Source organism: Asticcacaulis currens, assembly GCF_028550395.1.
In the GTDB taxonomy this organism is placed as follows: Bacteria; Pseudomonadota; Alphaproteobacteria; order Caulobacterales; family Caulobacteraceae; genus Asticcacaulis; species Asticcacaulis currens.
This window is the reverse complement of record NZ_JAQQKW010000001.1, coordinates 609105-627080: the sequence shown is the minus strand read 5'-3', so window position 1 is coordinate 627080 and position 17976 is coordinate 609105. Positions and strand designations below refer to the sequence as shown.

15 protein-coding genes are annotated in these 17976 nt (G+C 58.1%); 11 read left to right on the top strand and 4 right to left on the bottom strand.

The features are described 5' to 3' along the window. Positions 1–124 precede the first annotated feature (124 nt). Entirely contained in the window at positions 125–3760 is a 3636-nt protein-coding gene (locus tag PQU94_RS02700) for a TonB-dependent receptor (RefSeq protein WP_272739940.1), read from the bottom strand. 721 nt (positions 3761–4481) lie between these two features. On the opposite strand from PQU94_RS02700, the gene PQU94_RS02695 reads away from it, so the two are divergent. Together PQU94_RS02695 and PQU94_RS02690 are read left to right on the top strand one after the other, a co-directional pair. Then, a complete protein-coding gene (locus tag PQU94_RS02695; RefSeq protein WP_272739939.1) occupies positions 4482–6440 on the top strand; it encodes a rhamnogalacturonan lyase in 1959 nt (652 codons plus the stop codon). Between the two features lie 282 nt (positions 6441–6722). After that, positions 6723–7433: a sensor histidine kinase gene (locus tag PQU94_RS02690; protein WP_272739938.1), complete on the top strand. Its 711-nt coding sequence runs from the start codon at positions 6723–6725 to the stop codon at positions 7431–7433. Positions 7434–7443: 10 nt separating this feature from the next. Here the strand turns inward: PQU94_RS02690 and PQU94_RS02685 are convergent, their stop codons facing one another. Next, on the bottom strand, positions 7444–7911 hold the full coding sequence (locus tag PQU94_RS02685; protein ID WP_272739937.1) for a response regulator: 468 nt from the start codon (positions 7909–7911) through the stop codon (positions 7444–7446). 130 nt (positions 7912–8041) lie between these two features. Here PQU94_RS02685 and PQU94_RS02680 point away from each other — a divergent pair, with 130 nt between their 5' ends. The 3 genes from PQU94_RS02680 to PQU94_RS02670 all read left to right on the top strand — a co-directional run bounded on the left by PQU94_RS02680 (position 8042) and on the right by PQU94_RS02670 (position 10213). Next, positions 8042–9277, top strand: a complete 1236-nt coding sequence (locus PQU94_RS02680) for a cytochrome P450 (RefSeq protein WP_272739936.1) — start codon at positions 8042–8044, stop codon at positions 9275–9277. Between the two features lie 47 nt (positions 9278–9324). Beyond that, positions 9325–9549 (top strand): hypothetical protein, encoded by a 225-nt coding sequence (locus tag PQU94_RS02675; protein ID WP_272739935.1) that lies wholly within the window; start codon positions 9325–9327, stop codon positions 9547–9549. 268 nt (positions 9550–9817) lie between these two features. Next, entirely contained in the window at positions 9818–10213 is a 396-nt protein-coding gene (locus PQU94_RS02670) for a GreA/GreB family elongation factor (protein ID WP_272739934.1), read from the top strand. A 33-nt stretch (positions 10214–10246) separates the two neighbouring features. Here the strand turns inward: PQU94_RS02670 and PQU94_RS02665 are convergent, their stop codons facing one another. Then, a complete protein-coding gene (locus tag PQU94_RS02665; protein ID WP_272739933.1) occupies positions 10247–11569 on the bottom strand; it encodes an oligogalacturonate lyase family protein in 1323 nt (440 codons plus the stop codon). 125 nt (positions 11570–11694) lie between these two features. On the opposite strand from PQU94_RS02665, the gene PQU94_RS02660 reads away from it, so the two are divergent. The 6 genes from PQU94_RS02660 (at position 11695) to PQU94_RS02635 (ending at position 16857) form a co-directional block, all read left to right on the top strand. Further along, on the top strand, positions 11695–12579 hold the full coding sequence (locus PQU94_RS02660) for an alpha/beta hydrolase (RefSeq protein WP_272739932.1): 885 nt from the start codon (positions 11695–11697) through the stop codon (positions 12577–12579). Between the two features lie 88 nt (positions 12580–12667). Further along, positions 12668–14191 (top strand): AMP nucleosidase, encoded by a 1524-nt coding sequence (locus PQU94_RS02655; protein WP_272740056.1) that lies wholly within the window; start codon positions 12668–12670, stop codon positions 14189–14191. A gap of 169 nt (positions 14192–14360) precedes the next feature. Then, positions 14361–15593 (top strand): divergent polysaccharide deacetylase family protein, encoded by a 1233-nt coding sequence (locus tag PQU94_RS02650; protein WP_272739931.1) that lies wholly within the window; start codon positions 14361–14363, stop codon positions 15591–15593. After that, positions 15590–16075 (top strand): RNA pyrophosphohydrolase, encoded by a 486-nt coding sequence (locus PQU94_RS02645; protein WP_126421820.1) that lies wholly within the window; start codon positions 15590–15592, stop codon positions 16073–16075. The genes PQU94_RS02650 and PQU94_RS02645 overlap by 4 nt, the downstream gene beginning before the upstream one ends. Before the next feature lie 2 nt (positions 16076–16077). Next, positions 16078–16431, top strand: a complete 354-nt coding sequence (locus PQU94_RS02640; RefSeq protein WP_272739930.1) for a DUF1428 domain-containing protein — start codon at positions 16078–16080, stop codon at positions 16429–16431. Between the two features lie 63 nt (positions 16432–16494). Further along, positions 16495–16857, top strand: a complete 363-nt coding sequence (locus PQU94_RS02635) for a DUF1428 domain-containing protein (protein WP_272739929.1) — start codon at positions 16495–16497, stop codon at positions 16855–16857. A 126-nt stretch (positions 16858–16983) separates the two neighbouring features. Here PQU94_RS02635 and PQU94_RS02630 read toward each other — a convergent pair whose 3' ends face one another. After that, positions 16984–17943 carry a class 1 fructose-bisphosphatase gene (locus PQU94_RS02630; RefSeq protein ID WP_272739928.1) on the bottom strand — a complete coding sequence of 320 codons (960 nt, stop codon included), beginning with the start codon at positions 17941–17943 and terminating at the stop codon, positions 16984–16986. Positions 17944–17976 lie beyond the last annotated feature (33 nt).

The window sequence follows — 17976 nt, the reverse complement described above, 5'->3', positions numbered from 1 at the left end:
GGATGTGGTCGCTTCCGGCGCAGTGTTGCTCAATTTTGTCCAAACTTGATCCAAAAACCATTCCGTCAATAAAAAAACCGCCGCCCGGAGAACCGGACGGCGGCTAACAGATCAGAGCTTCGAGTTAATTCATTTTATAGATCATGCCAACCGTGAAGCGACGACCGCCATAGGCCACGGACCAAGGGTTTTCACTGATGTCAGAGAAACCGCGGTTAGTCGATCCAATGGTCACGTTGGCCTCCTTCAACAAGTTCCTCCCTTCGAAGTAGAACTCCATGTTGGGAGTCAGCTTATGGGTGATCTTTGCGTCAAGATATTTGTAGGCTTTCGTATAATAGGGCTCACCTGGATTGTAAGGCAATCTGACGAGGTTCGCCGGATTGAGGTTGGGGAAGTTATTTACAGAGGTGTCGCCGCAGCCTGATACACAAAGGAAAACCTGGTCGCGAGCCTGATATGCCAGACGTGCGTTTGTTTTTCCATCATCATACCAAAGGGTCCAGTTAACGAAGTACTTAGCCTGGTTCTGCGGATCCATCCCTTCACCCGTAATGGGATCGATAAAGGTGACCGCGTTCCCCGCTTTGGTAGTCGAGACGTTGAAATCTGAACCCGTGTACTTCAGTTTCCATGGCAGGAATGTGAAGGCTGTTTTGGTCGCGAACTCCCAACCACTCTGAACGTAGCCTGGACCATTAACGTAAGTGTTATAGGTGAAATCGAGGCTGGACAAAGGTGCGCCGGTTACCGGATCAATCTCGTCGGTACCTGCGAATACCGCGATATTGGTACGTTGAACGGTAATAGGCGCACCAACACGTACCTTCTGGCGATAATAGGCGAGAGAAACCGACGTGTCTTTATTCGGATACCACTCAAGAGACGTGTTGTTCTTCGTCGCCTGATAGGGCTTCAGGTCAGGGTTGCCGAAGGTCGTGCAGGTCATATCCTTAACGGATCCATCAGCATCGAACACACCTTCATTTCGCTCATCGTTTGTACAAGTGCCTGCTGGCCACAGACGACCTACCGGCGGGCGGGCCACTGTTTTAGACCATGAGTAGCGCATCACCACTTGATCGGGGATCACCCAGAGATAAGCATTATAGCTCGGTAGCCAGTCGGTGTAGGATCTATCGATAAACACCGGCTTGGTAATGGTCGTCGTCGTAATCCCGGCGGCAAGGTTCGGGTTAGCCGGATTATAGGCAGCGGTCTTGCGAATCGAGGACAGGCCAACATAGCCAGAGCCGGTTACTTCCGACTTGACCATACGCATACCGAAGTTGCCACCAAATTCCATATTAAAAGGCAACTTCTGTTCGAAGTCGATCATGTAATAGGCAGCGGTAATCGTCTCTACAGAGTTGCTCTTAGGCTGTTCATAAAGGTTTCCATCCGAGCCCTTACAGACCTTGAGGCAATTAAAGTTGTAGTTGCCAGTGCTGGCGAGCTGAGCATAGAATTTATCGACGTCAATGCTGGTCCAGTTCGTCAGACCGTCGATGCCTTCGTAGCCATTCATAAAGGTGTCGGCGTTTTTCTCCAGGCTGTTGTTCCAGATCGCGATCATCTGGTCACGAGTCAGAGTTTCTGTACCAAACAGCCAGTTAGTCGCGGTCCCAGTTACAGCGTTGGGCGTGTAGCCATAGGCACAGGCATTGGCGGCCGTCGTGGTCGCTACATTTTCACACGCACGAACAACGCCACGCAGCGTGTTTGTGGGAACGGAGACCCCAGGCTTAGGAAGGTACCCCCCTGCACCCCAATAATCTGTCGTCAGTTCACGATAGCTTGCGCCGGTTTTGAACCGTTTGAAGAAGGGTAACTGATCGTCAATACGATAGGTCAAATCAAACTTGGCTTGGAGTTCCTCGCTTTCGGTCCGACGCGGATTGTACTGAATGCCATAGGTTGCATAAGCCGGCTGCCCCACGGCGGTTGGGGCGGCCAACTGCACAAAGTTGGCCATGTTGTCCTGATCAAATGTCGCAGGTAGATCAAAGGTCCAAACGCCACTGGCCGGTAGGGCGCGCATAGTCGCGTTACCGTAGTTGTAAGAGCGTGAAACACGTTTGTCATAACGCGAATACGAGGCGTCAGCTTGACTGGCTTGGAATTCAATCAGAAGCGGCCCGTTTTTATATTCACCACCTGCAAGGAAGTAATTGTTTTTCCAAACTTGGTCATTTCGAATATGATCGATGTTTACAGTGCCATTCGTAATATCGAACTGGGTCAGGTGATGGTTTTTATCCATCACGATCGATCCGGGGACAACATTAACGGCAACACCTGATGTCGGGAAGGACATGTTTACGACAGAGCCACCAAGCGTTTGGTCAAAAACAGCCGAAGTGGTCGGCATTCCGCCGTTGTAAATGTAGTAACCTGAGCCCGCGACAGGCGTTAAGACATTTAACGAATTCGTCGGGATGTTGGTATTTGTGGTAAGACTTTGGGTCACAAACCCAACTGTGGGCACGGAAATAGAGGTCACCCCTCCTCGCGTGCGCTGACGGTTATCCTCCCGTTGCGACCGATCCGTGACCTGATACTTCGCGTAAACAGACAAGTGATCCGTGACACGGTAGTCGACACGGAGATCCCAAGCCAAACGATCTTCATATTGTGTCAGGCGCTGATCCCGTACAAGGTTCGGCGCGTAATCGTTCCACTGGTTCAGGCAGGTGATTTGCTCATTGATTCGCTGAGCTTGAGCCGCTTGTCGGGTCGCATTGTTACTACCCGCCTGAATAGTATTGAGTTGCGCATCTGTTAAGGTCGGAAATGCTGCCAGACATTCCGCCTTGGTCTTAGCTGCCGCCGATTTCGTTAGGATTTCAACCGGGGTAGCTGAGTTAAAGAAAGTCGTTGGGGCGGCTGCCAATGGCGATTGCAAAACGGGAATGTTCGCCAAATCACCAGCAACCAAAGACGGATTAAACGTAAAGGTTTTATCTGGTGAATTGTCAAAATCAGCAAACCGCGTGTAGCCCGCGCGATTGTTTGTGCCGGCATTATTAAGGGCGTGGCTGTCGTTCAAACGACGCGATTTATTAATATTGAATATGACGCCAAGGCGATTGTCAAAGAACTTTCTAGACGCCACAATGTTAATATCTGGCGACCACTTTTGGCTCAGCGAGTTACGATCACCTGCAACACGCATCTGGAAATAGGGCTTTTTGAAATCCAGGCCCGAACGCGTTTTGATGAGAACGCTGCCGCCCAGACCGCCCTCGGTCATATCCGGAGTATTGCCTTTAACGACATCAACGCTCTTAATCAGATCGGCAGGCAATTCACGCAGATCGGCCGATCGCCCGCCGCCGTTTGCACCACTCACCGCGACGTCAAATCCCGACGACATGACGCCCATACCATCCATTTCAACGCGGGTCAGGTCGGGACCATTGCCTCGCAGAGAAACACCATCGCCCTCACCTGCACCGTTGCGCGTGATGGCCATCCCAGGAATACGTGACAGGGCTTCATTGAGGTTCCGGTCGGGGAAAGAACCAACGTCATCGGCAACGATGGAGTCTTGAGCGGTTCTAGCTTTTTTCTTCCGGTCAATAGCCGATTGTTGCGATGCGCGCGAACCGACAACGATAACCGTCTCTACGGCCTCATCACCTTTCGCAGCTTCCTGCGCATAGGTCACGCCGGAGACCGCAAGCATGACCATGCCCGAGCCGGCCATCAAATATTTAGCGAAAGATGATCTGGGTGACTTTGAGGGTGACTTCTGCATTTATTCCTCCGATATGTCGCCGAAACGACATGCCCCTTAAGAACTGTGTTGGTCCCTAGACTGCATGGGGGGATAAACAGGCAGACACGCACGACGGCGCGCCGCTTTCACAGAAAACGAATCCAGACGACAGAACCGGCCCCGCCGCTAGTTAAGGCGCAGGCACACACACATATCCGTCAGTTCGGAAAACACCTTCCGGCTTTTCACTCCCCTGCCAGGACCCTTCGTTTTTGTACGGGCCTCTGACGCAACAACCTGTTGGATAACCTTGATCCTCATTGATCGAAGCTGATAAGTCAAGCCACAATGTGATCATAATTGGCCTTAGGTCGGACAATTGGCCCACATTCCCGGTCAAAAGTAACACAAATGTCACACAATTCATGCCGACCTACCAAATTATTCATATTCCGAAAGGGGTTATGAAATTTGCACGCTGAAGCCGGGCTGCCTTTTCGTCAGAACTTGATTTCAACTTTAACGCTTTTCTTTCAGGGCATTATAGATTTTTCAGGTTCCCTTTCGAACGTCAGGCCATTGTACATCAAAACCGAAAGAGGCTTGTGTAGAGACACGAGGAAAAAGATCATTTTCGATCATTTTCGATTGGAATAAGGCAGATTTGTGCTAACGCTGCCGACAGGTCCGCCCGGCTGGCGCGTAGAAGTTCCCGAAAGCGGCGGCAAGAGGTGAAAAGCCACGCCTCGGAGGAACACATATGACAATCCCGACATTCAAGACCTCTCTTCTGATTAGTGCGACCCTGACCCTGGGGGCGGCGCACGCCCTGGCTGCGGAGGCACCGAGCGTCAGGGTCGAATATCTCGATCGCGGTGCCGTCGCCGTTACCGCGGACACGGGTGTGCTGGTTAGCTGGCGGGCGCTCGTGACCGATGCCCCCACACTGGGCTTCAACGTCTATCGTAACGGCCGTAAGCTGACCGCCAGACCGGTCACCCGCACGACCAGTTTCAAGGATGAGAGCGGGACCAACGCCGCCAGCTATGAGGTGCGCGAAGTCGCGGGCGGTAAGGAAGGCCCAGCCTCCAAAGCCCTGCGCATTGACGGCTATCTGTCTATACCGCTCAACAAGCCCGCTGACGGCACCACACCCGACGGTCAGGCCTATAGCTATACGGCCAATGACGCCTCGGTCGGCGATCTGGACGGCGATGGCCGCTATGAGATCATCCTCAAGTGGGACCCGACCAATGCCAGGGATAACAGCCAGGGCGGCTACACCGGGCCGGTGCTGCTCGATGCCTATACGCTGGACGGAAAGCAATTGTGGCGCATCAATCTGGGACGTAACATACGCGCTGGAGCGCACTATACACAGTTTCAGGTGGCAGACTATGACGGAGACGGCAAGGCGGAACTGATCGTCAAGACCGCAGACGGCACCATCGACGCGCAGGGTAAGGTGATCGGTGACGCCACTGCCGACTGGGTCACACCGGCCGGTGAGATCGAAAACAAAGACCGGACCGGCTCGCGTCAGACCGAGGACGGCAAGCTTATGGCGCGTCTGACCGGACGCATTCTCAAAGGGCCGGAATATCTCAGCGTCTTCGAAGGCACGACAGGCAAGGTGGTCGATACCATCCCCTATCCGTCGCCGCGCGGCCCAAACGGCGACAACCCGACCGATGCCGAAGCGACGGCCCGCTGGGGCGATGCCTACAGCAACCGCAGCGATCGCTTTCTGGCCGGGACGGCATGGCTTGATGGCGAACACCCCAGCGCCATCTTCGCGCGCGGCTACTATGCCCGCACCACCATTGCCGCCATTGATTACAAAGGCGGCAAGCTGATCAAGCGCTGGTATTTCGACTCCGAAGCGGCGGGCGTGCCGCCGGGCTATTCCGGGCAGGGCAACCATCAGTTCAGCGTGGCGGATGTCGATGGCGACGGTAAGCAGGAAATCGTTTATGGAGCCATGGCCATCAATGACGATGGCCAGCCTTTGTGGACGACCGGCATGGGCCACGGCGACGCCATGCACGTGTCCGACCTCGATCCGAACCGTCCGGGCCTCGAAAAATGGGGCGTACATGAAAATATGAAGATGTCCGGTAATACGGGCGCGGCCCTGCTCGACGCGCGTACTGGCGAAGTCATCTTCAAGGTACCCGCCGACAAGGACACCGGGCGCGGCGTGGCGGGCGACATCGATCCGCGCCATCCGGGCGCGGAGTTCTGGGCCTCAAACAGTCCCAATCTCTACGACGTCAAAGGCAATGTCATATCGGACAAGCACCCGCGACAGGTAAACTTCATGGTGTGGTGGGACGGCGATCTGCTGCGCGAGCTGCTCGACGGCACCAAGGTTTATAAGTGGGACTGGAACACATCCGAATCGAAGGTGATCCTCGACGCTCAGGGCACGGCGTCAAACAATGGCACCAAATCGACTCCGGCCCTGTCGGCGGACCTGTTCGGTGACTGGCGCGAAGAAGTGGTGTTACGCAGCGAGGATAATCTTTCGCTGCGCATCTATTCGACCCCTATCCCAACCCCCTACAAGTTCACTACGCTCATGCAGGACCCGCAATATCGGGCGGCCATCGCCTGGCAGAACACCGCCTATAATCAGCCGCCGTGGCCGTCCTACTTTATCGGCGAAGGCATGAAGGCCCCGCCCAAGGCGAAGGTCACCGTCGTGAAAGCCCAATAGAATTCCTATATCACCTCTGTATAGGCTCAGAGCCCCGGCCCTAGCGTCGGGGCTTTTTCGCGATGTGAGAATGAGATTGAGACGCTTTATAGGTAATAAAAACAATCAAATTTATGTGCTTTCTGTTTGCGTTTAAATCTCTGTAAGGTTGTGCGGGCGTATATGTAACAGGTTCATGGGATTGCAAAAGCCAATCATGGGAATAGTTCAGGCGTACTATGGGGCCAGGGTACGCGACGAAGAGTAAGCGGTATAACCTTCCATTCAGGCACGGAGCCCAACATGCAAAAATATCAAATAAGGAGCATGACCGAAATGGACCCGGCGGAGGAATTCAAGGACTTCGCCTACATCGTTTCACACGATCTGGCTGGACCGGTACGGTCCCTTGTGGAATTTTCCCGTCTGTTGGTGGAACAGGCCCCGGTGCCCGAAACGGATGACGCCCGTACCAACCTGTCCATGGTTCTGGAAAGCGGCGAAAAACTTCAGGAAATCTTGCACGGCCTGTTGCAGTTTTCGCGTCTCAACACCGTGCCGCGTCTGGATCAGAAGGTCGATCTGGAAGAGATCGTGGCACGCGTGCACATGAACCGTCAGACCGATCTCGACATGATCCGTGGCACGCTGAACCCCGGCAATCTGCCGGAGGTCAGTGGCGACCCCAATCGCCTCTATCAGCTTTTTTACATGCTGATCGACAATGCCATCAAATTCCGTCGCCGCAACCAGCCTCTGGTCATCGACATCGGCTGCGAAGAAACCGAACAGGCTTACTGGATTTCGATTACCGACAATGGGATCGGCATCGACCCGATGTTCCACGACGACGTGTTCCGCCCTTTGCGCAAGCTGCATAATGACGACGTCTATGACGGCGCCGGCATGGGCCTCACCCTGGCGCGCAAGATCGTCCTGATGCACGGTGGGCAAATCGGCATCGGTTCATCGGACGACGGCACGGCCATCTCCTTCAGCCTGCCCAAGGCCTGAACCCCGTTTGTTAAAAACGATGTGGCAGGCCGTCGGGGAAGCGAAAATGCGAACATTCACCCTTGGCGGCCTGCGCTGAAAACCGCGCCAGAGCCTGAGCCAGCGCATCAAAGGCGGCGGGGCTGTCGGGCTTTTCGATATGCCCGTCCGAGCCGCAGCGCTCGCCTTCGGCCACGTGCTCCGCCGTCACCAGCCCGGACATCAGCACCACGCGAATCCCTTTAAGGGCCGGATCGGTGCGCACCTTTTCCAGCACCTGAAAACCGCTCAGTCGCGGCAAGCGGCAATCGAGCAGCACCAGTGTCGGCAGGGGGTGCCCGCTGAACGGTCCTTCGCCCAGAAGGCGCTGCAAGGCCTCTTCGCCCGAAGCCGCCGCGTCGATAACGGTGGCGCTCAGAACCGCACTAAGGGCACGGGTCAACAACACCGCGTCGCCGCGATTGTCATCGACGATCAGAATATGAAGCTCAGGCGGCATGATCCGACGGGGTCCTGAGAGGCGTTTCAGTCTCGCAATATGCTGTTATTTGGCGCCCAAGGCAAACCCATTCCATTTTCAGCCCCTGCGGCCGCTTGACAGGGGAGAGCCCTCCGCACAGGCTTACCTCATGCGTCTGCCCGATCCTTCTGCCGCCCATCCCGCCCTCTTCGATCCGCTGGGGGCTGAATTCACCCGTAACCCCTACCCGACCTATGCGCGCCTGCGGGCCCTGAATGCGCCCTATTACTTCGCGCCCTTTGACATCTGGCTGTTCTCTCGCTTTGCGGATGTGCAGGCCGCCGCCCTCAATCCCTTGTCACTTCGTTCGCTCGATCATCGTCTGAGCGCCGAAGGGATCGAAGCCGATCGCCGCGCCCAGAACTGGCACGACATGCCCTACCATGCGCGCTTCGTGCAGTTTTCGATGCTGAATTCCGATGGCGCGGGGCATCAACGGCTGCGCCGGCTGGTGTTCGGTGAATTCACCCCGTCCCAGGTCGAGCGGCTGAAAGCCGGGGTTGAGGCCTATGTGTCGGAACTGTTCGACGCGGTGGGCTCAGAGTTCGACTTTATCAACGATCTGGCCGTGTATGTACCGGGGCGGGTCATCGGCCGCTTTCTGGGCGTACCGGATACAGACTGTGCGCAGTTGCGCGTGTGGTCCGAAGACATCGTGCAGTATTTCGATATCGACCGCACCGACGCCCGCAAAGCCCTGGCCGAACGCACCACCAAAACCTTCTATGACTACCTGATCGACCTGTCTCATGAGCGGCGCAAACGCCCGCAGGATGACCTGATCTCGCGGCTGTTGAGACGCTGGGACGCGGGCGAACTGAGCGAGGATGAATATATCTCGACCTGTATGCTGATCCTGATGGCCGGGCACGGCTCGACTATCGACGCCATGGGCAACGGCCTGACGGCGCTGCTGAGCCACCCGGATCAGCTTCAGCGTCTGCGCAGCGATCCCACCCTGATGCCGACAGCCATTCAGGAGATGTTCCGTTATGACGCGCCGCTGCCCTTCTTCCATCGTCTTGCCGCAGAAGACATGCAAGTCAATGGCTGGGAGATACCCAAGGGCACGAAGATCGGCCTACTGTACGCCTCTGCCAACCGCGACCCGGAGGTCTTTGCCGACGCCGACCGCTTCGACATTGGGCGGACGCCCAACCGCCATCTGGCCTTTGCCGCCGGGCCCCACTTCTGCCTGGGTAACCACCTGTCGCGCATGAATATGGAAGCGACCTTCGCGACGCTTCTGTCGCGGTTTCAGAGCATCGCATTGAGCGCCGAGCCACAGTTCAAACCCAGCCTGTCGCTGCGCGGGCCGAAAGCCCTGCCCTTGCGGGTCGGTTAACCCGGCATTAACCCTGATCGTTCACGGTTTGTGCAGGGAGTGCGTCCATGCGTAAATCGAAGTTTTCAGGCCTTAAGCTCTATGACCGCGCGCTGGTCGAAATCGTCGGGCAGGTACGCCCGCAGACGGCGCAGCGCGATGAGACTCAGGCCGGCATTTATCGCATCGGAGGCTTTGCCTATCGGGAAAACGGTACGCCCCTGCCCTCAATACCCCCGGCCCCGTCCCTGCTGCTGGTCTATTCCGCCGGGTGCACGCTGGTTCGGGGGTAGGCACCTTGACAAAGAGGCCTGCGGAACCCACGTACTCCTCATGACCATGCGCGCCGTGCTCAATCTCACCGCTTCGCTCAAGGGACGTCCCGTAACGGGATCGTAGCCCGAAGCCCGGCCCTGCGCGCCGTTCGGGTTTCGGGGCCTATCGAACCGCTGAGCTGATCTCAGCCGTTCCCCATAATCCGGCGCTCTTTTTCCATTTTTCCATCTACCGTCGCGTGGCCCGCACAAACCGAGGCCGCGCGCTTTGGCACAGGTTTACCCCATGACGACCCACACCGAACCCATCATCCTGCCCGAGCTACTCATTGGCGAAGACGACTTTCAGCTTTTGAAGAAACAGGCCGAACAGGCCGGCGGCTTTCTGGCCGAAGCCGGAGAGCAACTGCTTGAGGAGTTGTCGCGCGCTACCCGGCGCCCACAGGCAGAGCTGCCTGACGATACCGTGCGCCTCAATGACCGGGTGACGTTCCGCACGGCGCGCGGGACGCGACGCCTGAAGCTGGTCCTGCCCGACGATGCCGATATTGCCGAGGGCAGGCTGTCGGTCCTGACCCCGGTTGGGGCCGCCCTGATCGGCCTGTCCAGCGGACAATCCATCGCCTTCAAAACGCCCTCCGGTGAGATTGAACAACTCAGTGTCACGGCGGTGGAGCGCTAATAAAAAGGGCCCCGAATCACCGGAGCCCTTCTTTTAAGCCTTCGCCACCTGCACTGCATAGACATGGATAGGGCCGTGCATATTGGAGCGGAAGACGATCCATTTGCCGTCCGGTGTGAATTGCAGGTTCGGCTCGGTGTTATAGTTATGCGCCTTGAGGTTCACCAGTTTCGTGGCGCGCAGCACGCCCGGCCGCACCAGCTCCGCCGCATTGGGGGCTGAGACGCCGAGGTCTTCGATAATCTCCGGCTGGAACAGATAAAGCCATTTGCCATCCGGCGCACGCGCGACCATATCCGCATCGCCACCGTCACCGGCAAACAGCTTACCATCGCGGCTGATCTGGAAGTGCACCGACCATTCGTTGCGCTCCATATGATACCAGATGCGCTTGTGCGTTTTGAGGTCATAGCTGGCCATCCAGAAGTCCTCACCACGCGGCGTTTGCAGGTCATACAGGATGCGTTCGCCGTCAAACGCAAAGAATTCGTGTCCGGCGATTTCCATATTCATCATGCGCTTATGGACGTTTTCCTTGCCCGTGCCGTCGGTCCTGATCGTCCAGATGCGATTGACGCTGTGCCACGGCCCTTCGTGGCAATACATCAGGCGGTGCGGATCGGTCGGCGAAAACTGCACGTGGTTGAGCCAGTCGGTCGAGGCGGTGACCACCTTGCGTTCGCCGGTCTGGATGTCCAGCGTGAAAATCTCCATCGGGATGTTCTGCGCCAGCCGCTCGGCCATGCGCACCTCCTTGGCCGCCTGAAAGCTGAGCGGCTTGCCGTCCGGGCCAATGGCATTATAGCCGCCGTCCGTATTGGCGACCTTCGGCCCCGGTTGAAGCTGATATTCGCGCTCTGCCCAGGTGCCGGCCAGCAGGGTATCGTCGGCATTGACTGTCGTGACATAGCCCTTGATATCCTTGGCGATGGTGCGGATCTTGCCCGTATCCATGTCGATGGCGACGATCTCGATACCGTCACGCCCCTTGTCATCGGCGCTCTTCTTTTCGCCGCCTGGGAATTTGCGCGCATAGCAAATATTCTTCGTGCGCGACACCATCAGGCTGCCATAGCCTTTCGGCGTCAATTGACGGATTTTGCGCGTCCCCAATTCGACCATTTGGATGCCCGACGGGCTGTCGAAGATCATCCATTTGCCATCCGCCGTGAAGGCATTGTCATGGAAGTACAGGGATTTGGAATTATCCGCGTCGGACAGCCGCACAATGCGGTGGCCGGTATCGGGGTCAATCCATTCGCGCGGGATGTCGGTTTTCGCCGCAGGGGGTTGCGCCAGCGCAGGGGCCGCAAAGGCCGCCGCTGCGGCACCTAGAAGAAAGTCTCGCTTATGCACGTCCAAAGCTCCCTGAAATCCGTATGGTCTGTTTAGGGCCATACTATGATAGTCATGGCCGAACTCAATGTCAGAACTTAGCATCTTCACGCAACTGTGCGCAAAATCCGTCGCAAAGGCTCCGCATGATCCTCAATAAACGCCGGCTGCTGGGCGGCCTCGTGATCGGCAGTGGTCTGGGCCTGCTGCTATCAGGCTGTTCGACCCTGTCGGCCTTCAACACCCTGACGCCCAAGGATGGCGGCTCCCGCCGCGTGGCGCAGGATGTCGCCTATGGCGATAAGGCGCGCCAAAGCTACGACGTCTACGCCCCGACTTCCGGAACGAAGCCGCCGAAGGGCTGGCCCGTTCTGGTCTTCTTCTACGGCGGTAACTGGGATTCGGGCAGCAAGACCGATTACGCGTGGATGGGCCGCTCTCTGGCCTCGCTCGGTTATCTGGTGGTCGTGGCCGATTATCGCCTCTATCCCGAAGTCGTCTTCCCTGACTTTATGCACGACGCCGCATCAGCCGTGCGCCATGTTCAGTCCAGCGCAACGAAGTGGGGCGGGGATGCGGCGCGTCTGGGCGTCATGGGCCATTCCGCCGGCGCCTACATTGCCATCATGCTGGCGCTGGATGAGCAGTTTCTCAGATTCGATCCGCTGGCCTCCAATCCCATCCGGGTGGCCATCGGCGTGTCTGGCCCTTACGACTTCTACCCGTTCGACGTGGACGCCACCCGCAACAGCTTCGGTACTTTTCCGCGCCCGCTGGAAACGCAGCCCATCCAGCACGCCACCAAAAGCACGACCCGCTTCCTGCTTCAGCACAGCCGGGCCGACACAGTGTGCCGCCTGAGCAATTCGGCCAATCTCGATGCCGCGCTGACAAAGGTCGGCACGTCGTCGCAACTGATCGTCTATGAGGGCCTGAGCCATTCGGACTGCGCCGCGGCCTATTCCATTCCGTTTCGTGGCAAGGGCCCGCTGCGCGCTGACTGTGCCGCATTTCTGAAAACGAATTTCTGATCCACATTCCTCACGCCGTCTGTAACCGGGTTACAAAATGTGTGGGCCATGGTCTTTTCACAGGAAAAAAGGCGTGGCACAATGGAATATGGAAAAGCAAAGAAAAGCGGCTCGTGGCGCCGAAAGCCACCGTTTCGAAAATCTGACCGCCGCCGAGGCCGTCGCCCGTCTGAAAGACATCTACATCTCCGCCGTTAAGGCGCTGCAAACCGATCTTCAGGCCTATCTTACCGACCGTACCAAACCGTCGAGGACCGCCCGCGAACAGGGCCGGTACTGTTATCCGCGTCTGATCGTGGTGTGGAAGGGCGTCGATGAAGACGACGACGACACCCCGCTGCACCACCGCCACCCGGTCGTCAATCGCGCCTTTGCCCGCTTCTCGCGGCCCGGTACCTATTCCTCCTCGATCACCCGCCCGGACCTGTTTGGCGAAGAAATCGAAACTCAGCTTGAGCTGCTGCAAACCGACTATAATGCCGTTATCAGCGTCGGCGTGTCGGATCAGGAAATCCCCTATCCCTACGTGCTGGATGGCGCGGGTCTCGACCTTAACAGCGTCTCAGCCTTCGATCTGGCGCGCCACTTCCCGACCACCGAACTGGCTCTGATCGGCAACGAAGTCGCTGACGGCATGGATCTGCTGGATGTTGACGGGCACCGCCCGCTGGCCCTGTTCGATGGCCTGCGCACCGATTTTTCGCTGGCCCGCCTGAAACACTATACGGGCACGCCGGCCGAGCATATCCAGTCCTACATCCTGATGACCAACTATCATCGCTATGTCGATGTGTTCGTCACCTACGCGCTGGAGCAGCTTAAGCGCCCGGACAGCCCCTATACGGCCCTGTCCTGCTGCGGCGGCATAGTCATCACCAAGGACACGCCCAACCCGCTGGAGCTGATCGCCAATTCGCCCTGGCGTAAATTCCAGATGCCGTCCTATCACCTGCTGTCGCCCGACCGTCAGGGCATCTCTCTGGTCAATATCGGCGTTGGCCCGGCCAATGCCAAGAACATCACTGACCACCTTGCCGTTATGCGCCCGCATGTGTGGCTGATGATCGGTCACTGCGGCGGCCTGCGCCCGTCGCAAAGCATCGGTGACTACGTGCTGGCCCACGCTTACCTACGCGACGATCACGTGATGGATAATGTGCTGCCGCGCGAAATCCCCATCCCGCCCATCGCTGAAGTGCAGGTCGCCCTGCAACAGGCGGCGGTCAACATCACCGGTCAGGACGGCGACGCCCTCAAAAAGCGCCTGCGCACCGGCACGGTGGTTACCACCGACGACCGCAACTGGGAGCTTCGCTATTCGTCGTCGGCGCTTTTGTTCTCACAAAGCCGCGCCGTAGCCATCGACATGGAATCGGCGACGCTGGCCGCTCAGGGCTATCGTTTCCGCGTGCCCTACGGGACGCTGCTCTGCGTGTCGGATAAGCCGCTGCACGGCGAACTGAAACTGCCGGGTCAGGCCAACCACTTCTATGAACGCGCCATAGCCGAGCATATCGACATCGGTTTTGAGACGATCAACCTGCTGCGTCAGGCCGGCTCAAAGCTGCACTCGCGCAAGCTCCGCGCCTTCGATGAGCCGCCGTTTAGGTAAGGCCGATGCGGTAATAATTCTTACCGCTCGTTAGGCTTTGTTAACCGCCGTTAGCGCATATTAACCCTGTCCGCCTTGGGTGCGGGCAGGGTTTTTAGTGCTTCCCGAAAAGTGGACACCGGTTTTCGGATCCAAGAAGCGCGACAAAAATTTGGGTCACACACGCTCCATGTTCGCCAAACCAAAGCTCCCGTCCCTGTCCAATTCGCCGCTGTTCCGCAAGGACGGCGGGCTGGTGAGCCGCGTCAAGGGCTTAGGGCCCGCCGCGCTCGACGTCCTGAAAAAGCCCTATACCGCGCCGCTGATGGCGCTGGGGCTGTTTATCGGCGGCGGGGCGCTGTTTTTGAGCCTGTCCGATCCGGAAGCCGGCAACCCGACCATTCAGATCGCGGCGGCGACCACCGCAGCCCCCAAGGCCGACGCCCACGCGTCCGCCACGGCCACCGCCGATGACGCGGCCTCCGGGCTTCAGGCCTTCACGCTCGATTCGCTGGGCCTGTTCAAGGACGCCTCCGCCGATCAGTTCAACGCCAATGGCGAGGCCGGGCCCGCCGACGGTACGGCGGTCATCACCCTGCCTAATGACGGCGCGCCGGTAACGGTCGGCAGCGCCAATAAACTGCCCGCCTCGCCGCTCGCTCCCGCCCCGATTGCCGGTCTGTCGCAAAATGGACCCAACGGTCCGCTGCCCGCCATCGCGTCGGACGGTCGCGTTCCGGCCTCGGCCTATGCCCGCCCGTTCAAGTCGAATGGCAAGCCCACCGTGTCGCTGATCGTCGGCGGGCTGGGGCTCAACCCGACCACCACCAAGGCCGCCATCGAGCAACTGCCCGCCGAGGTCACCCTGTCCTTCGTGCCGCACGCCGAAGGGCTGCAAGGCTGGATCGACGCCGCCCGCGCGCAGGGCCATGAGGTGCTGATCGAAATTCCGATGCAGCCGACCAACTATCCCGACACCGATCCCGGCCCGCGCACGCTTTTGGTCGGACAGCGCCCGGACGATATGAACGCCAGCCTCAACTGGCTGATGGGGCGCGCCACCGGCTATTTCGGCGTCATGAACTATCAGGGCAGCGCCTATTTGCGCGACAAAGGCTCGATGACGGCCTTCCTCAATGTGATGAAGGCGCGCGGCGTGGCCTTTATTGACGACGGTCAGGCGCGCGATGTCGGCGGCGGCTGGACGCGCGCTTCGGCCGATCGGGTGATCGACGCCCAGATCAATTCGCAGAGTATCAATGCGCAACTGGCGGCCATCGAAGCGCAGGCCAAGGCGCGCGGCCGCGCCCTGGGGTCCGGCTTTGCCTATCCGGTGACCCTCGCTGTGGCGATCAAATGGACGCAGAGCCTTGAACAAAAAGGGCTTCAACTGGCCCCCGCTTCCGCTATTATGAGGCGATGAGCAAGGATTTATCTGAGTACCGCCCCAATGTGGGCATCGTCGTCCTCAATGCGCAGGACAAGGTGTGGATCGGCCACCGTTTCGGCATGAGCGGCGACTATGCCTGGCAATTTCCGCAAGGCGGCGTCGATGCCGGTGAAGACCTTGAAGCCGCCGCCCGGCGCGAGCTTTATGAGGAAACCGGCCTGAGCACCATCGACATTTTGGGCTGCACCTCCGACTGGATCGTCTATGACTTCCCGCCCGAAGTGCTGGCGCAAAAGAAGATCGGTCGCAATTTCAAGGGCCAGAAGCAGATCTGGTACTTTGTGCGCTTTAATGGCCCCGACAGCGAAGTGAACCTTCAGGCGCACGGCGAGCAGGAGTTTGACCGCTGGGAATGGTGCGACCTCGATCAGGTGATCGAGCGCGTGGTGCATTTCAAACGCGACTCCTACCGCAGCGTTATTGCCGAACTGAAAACCCTGCTGGGAAAGGCCTGAGCATGTCCTATGTCGATGGATTCCTGATCCCGGTGCCGAAAGAAAACCGCGCCGCCTATAAGAAGATGGCCGAAACCGCTGCCGAAGTGTTCAAGGAATACGGCGCGCTTCAGGTGGTGGAATGCTGGGGCGACGACCTGCCCGAAGGCGATGAAGGCGTTTCCTTCCGCAACGCGGCGCGCGGCAAGCTGTCGGACAGCGTGGTCTTTTCGTGGGTGATGTGGCCGTCGAAAGAGGCGCGCGACGAAGCCAATGAAAAGATCATGGACGACCCGCGGATGCAGCCCAGCGAGAACATGCCGTTTGACGGGGCGAAGCTGGTCTATGGCGGGTTTCAGGTGCTGGTCGAAAAATAGACCCATTGGCATTTTATCCATAGGGCCGTAGGCTGGTGGCTCCCAACAGAGGAGACGCCCTCCATGTCTGAAGCCCCAACCACCTATGTCGATGGCTTTGTCTGTCCGGTCAAAGTCGAAAACCGCGATGCCTATCTGAAATCCGCACAGGTCACCGCCACCCTGTTCAAGGAACTGGGCGCGCTGGCCGTGGTCGAAAACTGGGGCGATGACGTGCCCGAAGGCAAGCTGACCTCGCTGCCCATGGCCGTAAAGCTGGAAGCGGGCGAGGTCGTGGTCTTTTCGTGGGTCGTCTGGCCATCAAAAGAGGTCCGCAATATCGCCTGGGAAAAGGCGGAAGCCGATCCGCGCATGGCCGAGATGGATATGCCCTTTGATGGCAAGCGCCTGATCTATGGCGGCTTTCAGACGATCTTTACGGCTTGATTTTACCAACGGCCGAAGATGCTGATCGCATCCGGCCGTTGAAGAAACGAGACTGTCTCATATGTCTCAGCGACATGAGACAGTCTCGAATGAAAGACCAAGAGTCATTTTCAATGAATCTTGGTCTTAACCGTTAAGATATTCTGCCACACGCTCGACCTCTTCGGCCGAGCCCAGCACCACGCCTGTGCGCTGATGCAGGCCGGTCGGCTGAAGGTCGAGGATACGGGTGGTGCCGTTGGTGGCCTTGCCGCCCGCCTGCTCGATCAGGAAGCCGATGGGGTTGGCTTCGTACATCAGGCGCAGCTTGCCCTCGGCGCGCTTGGTGTCGCCCGGATACATGAAAATCCCCCCGCGCGTGAGAATACGGTGGACGTCACCGACCATAGACGCCAGCCAGCGCATGTTGAAATCGGCGCCGCGCGGGCCGTCCTTACCCGCCACGCATTCGTCGATATAGCGCTGAATACCAGGGAACCAGTGGCGGTGATTGGACATGTTGATGGCGAATTCGCGCGTCGCAGCCGGCACCGTCATCGCTGTTTTGGTCTGTATCCACACACCATTGGTATCCGGTGTAAAGGCCACGACGCCCTTACCCAAGGTAAGGACGAGGATGGTCTGCGGGCCATACGCCGCGTAACCGGCCGCCACCTGATCGCGGCCCGGACGCAGGAAGTCGCTTAAGCTCAGATCGCCCTTCGGCGCGGGCAGAACGGAGAAGATGGTGCCGACCACGCCGTTGACATCGACATTGCTCGAGCCGTCTATGGGGTCGAAGAACAGCAGATAGTCACCTCTATCAAACGCCACATAGTCGTCCATCTCTTCAGAGGCGAGACCATGCACCACGCCCTTCCAGCGCGCCTCTTCGAGCATGATGTCGTTAGCAATGACATCGAGTTGCTTCTGCACCTCGCCCTGCACGTTTTCCTGTTCCAGTGCGCCCTGAAGATCGTTGACGGCGCTGAGGTTCACCGTGCGACCGATCAAGGCGCAGGTGTCGGCCATGGCGGCGATCAGGGTTTTGAGGCTTTGCGGCAGATCGCTCTGGCCTTCGAGGAAGGCGGTCAATGTCATTGGCATTAGAAAATCGCTTTATTGTAATTTTGGGATGCC

Bases quoted from the DNA above. Each gene is read 5' to 3' on its own strand.
- PQU94_RS02635 (WP_272739929.1), top strand. From the start codon at position 16,495: ATGTCTGAAGCCCCAACCACCTATGTCGATGGCTTTGTCTGTCCGGTC.
- PQU94_RS02675 (WP_272739935.1), top strand. From the start codon at position 9,325: ATGCGTAAATCGAAGTTTTCAGGCCTTAAGCTCTATGACCGCGCGCTG.
- PQU94_RS02650 (WP_272739931.1), top strand. From the start codon at position 14,361: ATGTTCGCCAAACCAAAGCTCCCGTCCCTGTCCAATTCGCCGCTGTTC.
- PQU94_RS02685 (WP_272739937.1), bottom strand. From the start codon at position 7,911: ATGCCGCCTGAGCTTCATATTCTGATCGTCGATGACAATCGCGGCGAC.
- PQU94_RS02680 (WP_272739936.1), top strand. From the start codon at position 8,042: ATGCGTCTGCCCGATCCTTCTGCCGCCCATCCCGCCCTCTTCGATCCG.
- PQU94_RS02660 (WP_272739932.1), top strand. From the start codon at position 11,695: ATGATCCTCAATAAACGCCGGCTGCTGGGCGGCCTCGTGATCGGCAGT.
- PQU94_RS02670 (WP_272739934.1), top strand. From the start codon at position 9,818: ATGACGACCCACACCGAACCCATCATCCTGCCCGAGCTACTCATTGGC.
- PQU94_RS02645 (WP_126421820.1), top strand. From the start codon at position 15,590: ATGAGCAAGGATTTATCTGAGTACCGCCCCAATGTGGGCATCGTCGTC.
- PQU94_RS02655 (WP_272740056.1), top strand. From the start codon at position 12,668: ATGGAAAAGCAAAGAAAAGCGGCTCGTGGCGCCGAAAGCCACCGTTTC.
- PQU94_RS02700 (WP_272739940.1), bottom strand. From the start codon at position 3,760: ATGCAGAAGTCACCCTCAAAGTCACCCAGATCATCTTTCGCTAAATAT.
- PQU94_RS02640 (WP_272739930.1), top strand. From the start codon at position 16,078: ATGTCCTATGTCGATGGATTCCTGATCCCGGTGCCGAAAGAAAACCGC.
- PQU94_RS02690 (WP_272739938.1), top strand. From the start codon at position 6,723: ATGCAAAAATATCAAATAAGGAGCATGACCGAAATGGACCCGGCGGAG.
- PQU94_RS02695 (WP_272739939.1), top strand. From the start codon at position 4,482: ATGACAATCCCGACATTCAAGACCTCTCTTCTGATTAGTGCGACCCTG.
- PQU94_RS02630 (WP_272739928.1), bottom strand. From the start codon at position 17,943: ATGCCAATGACATTGACCGCCTTCCTCGAAGGCCAGAGCGATCTGCCG.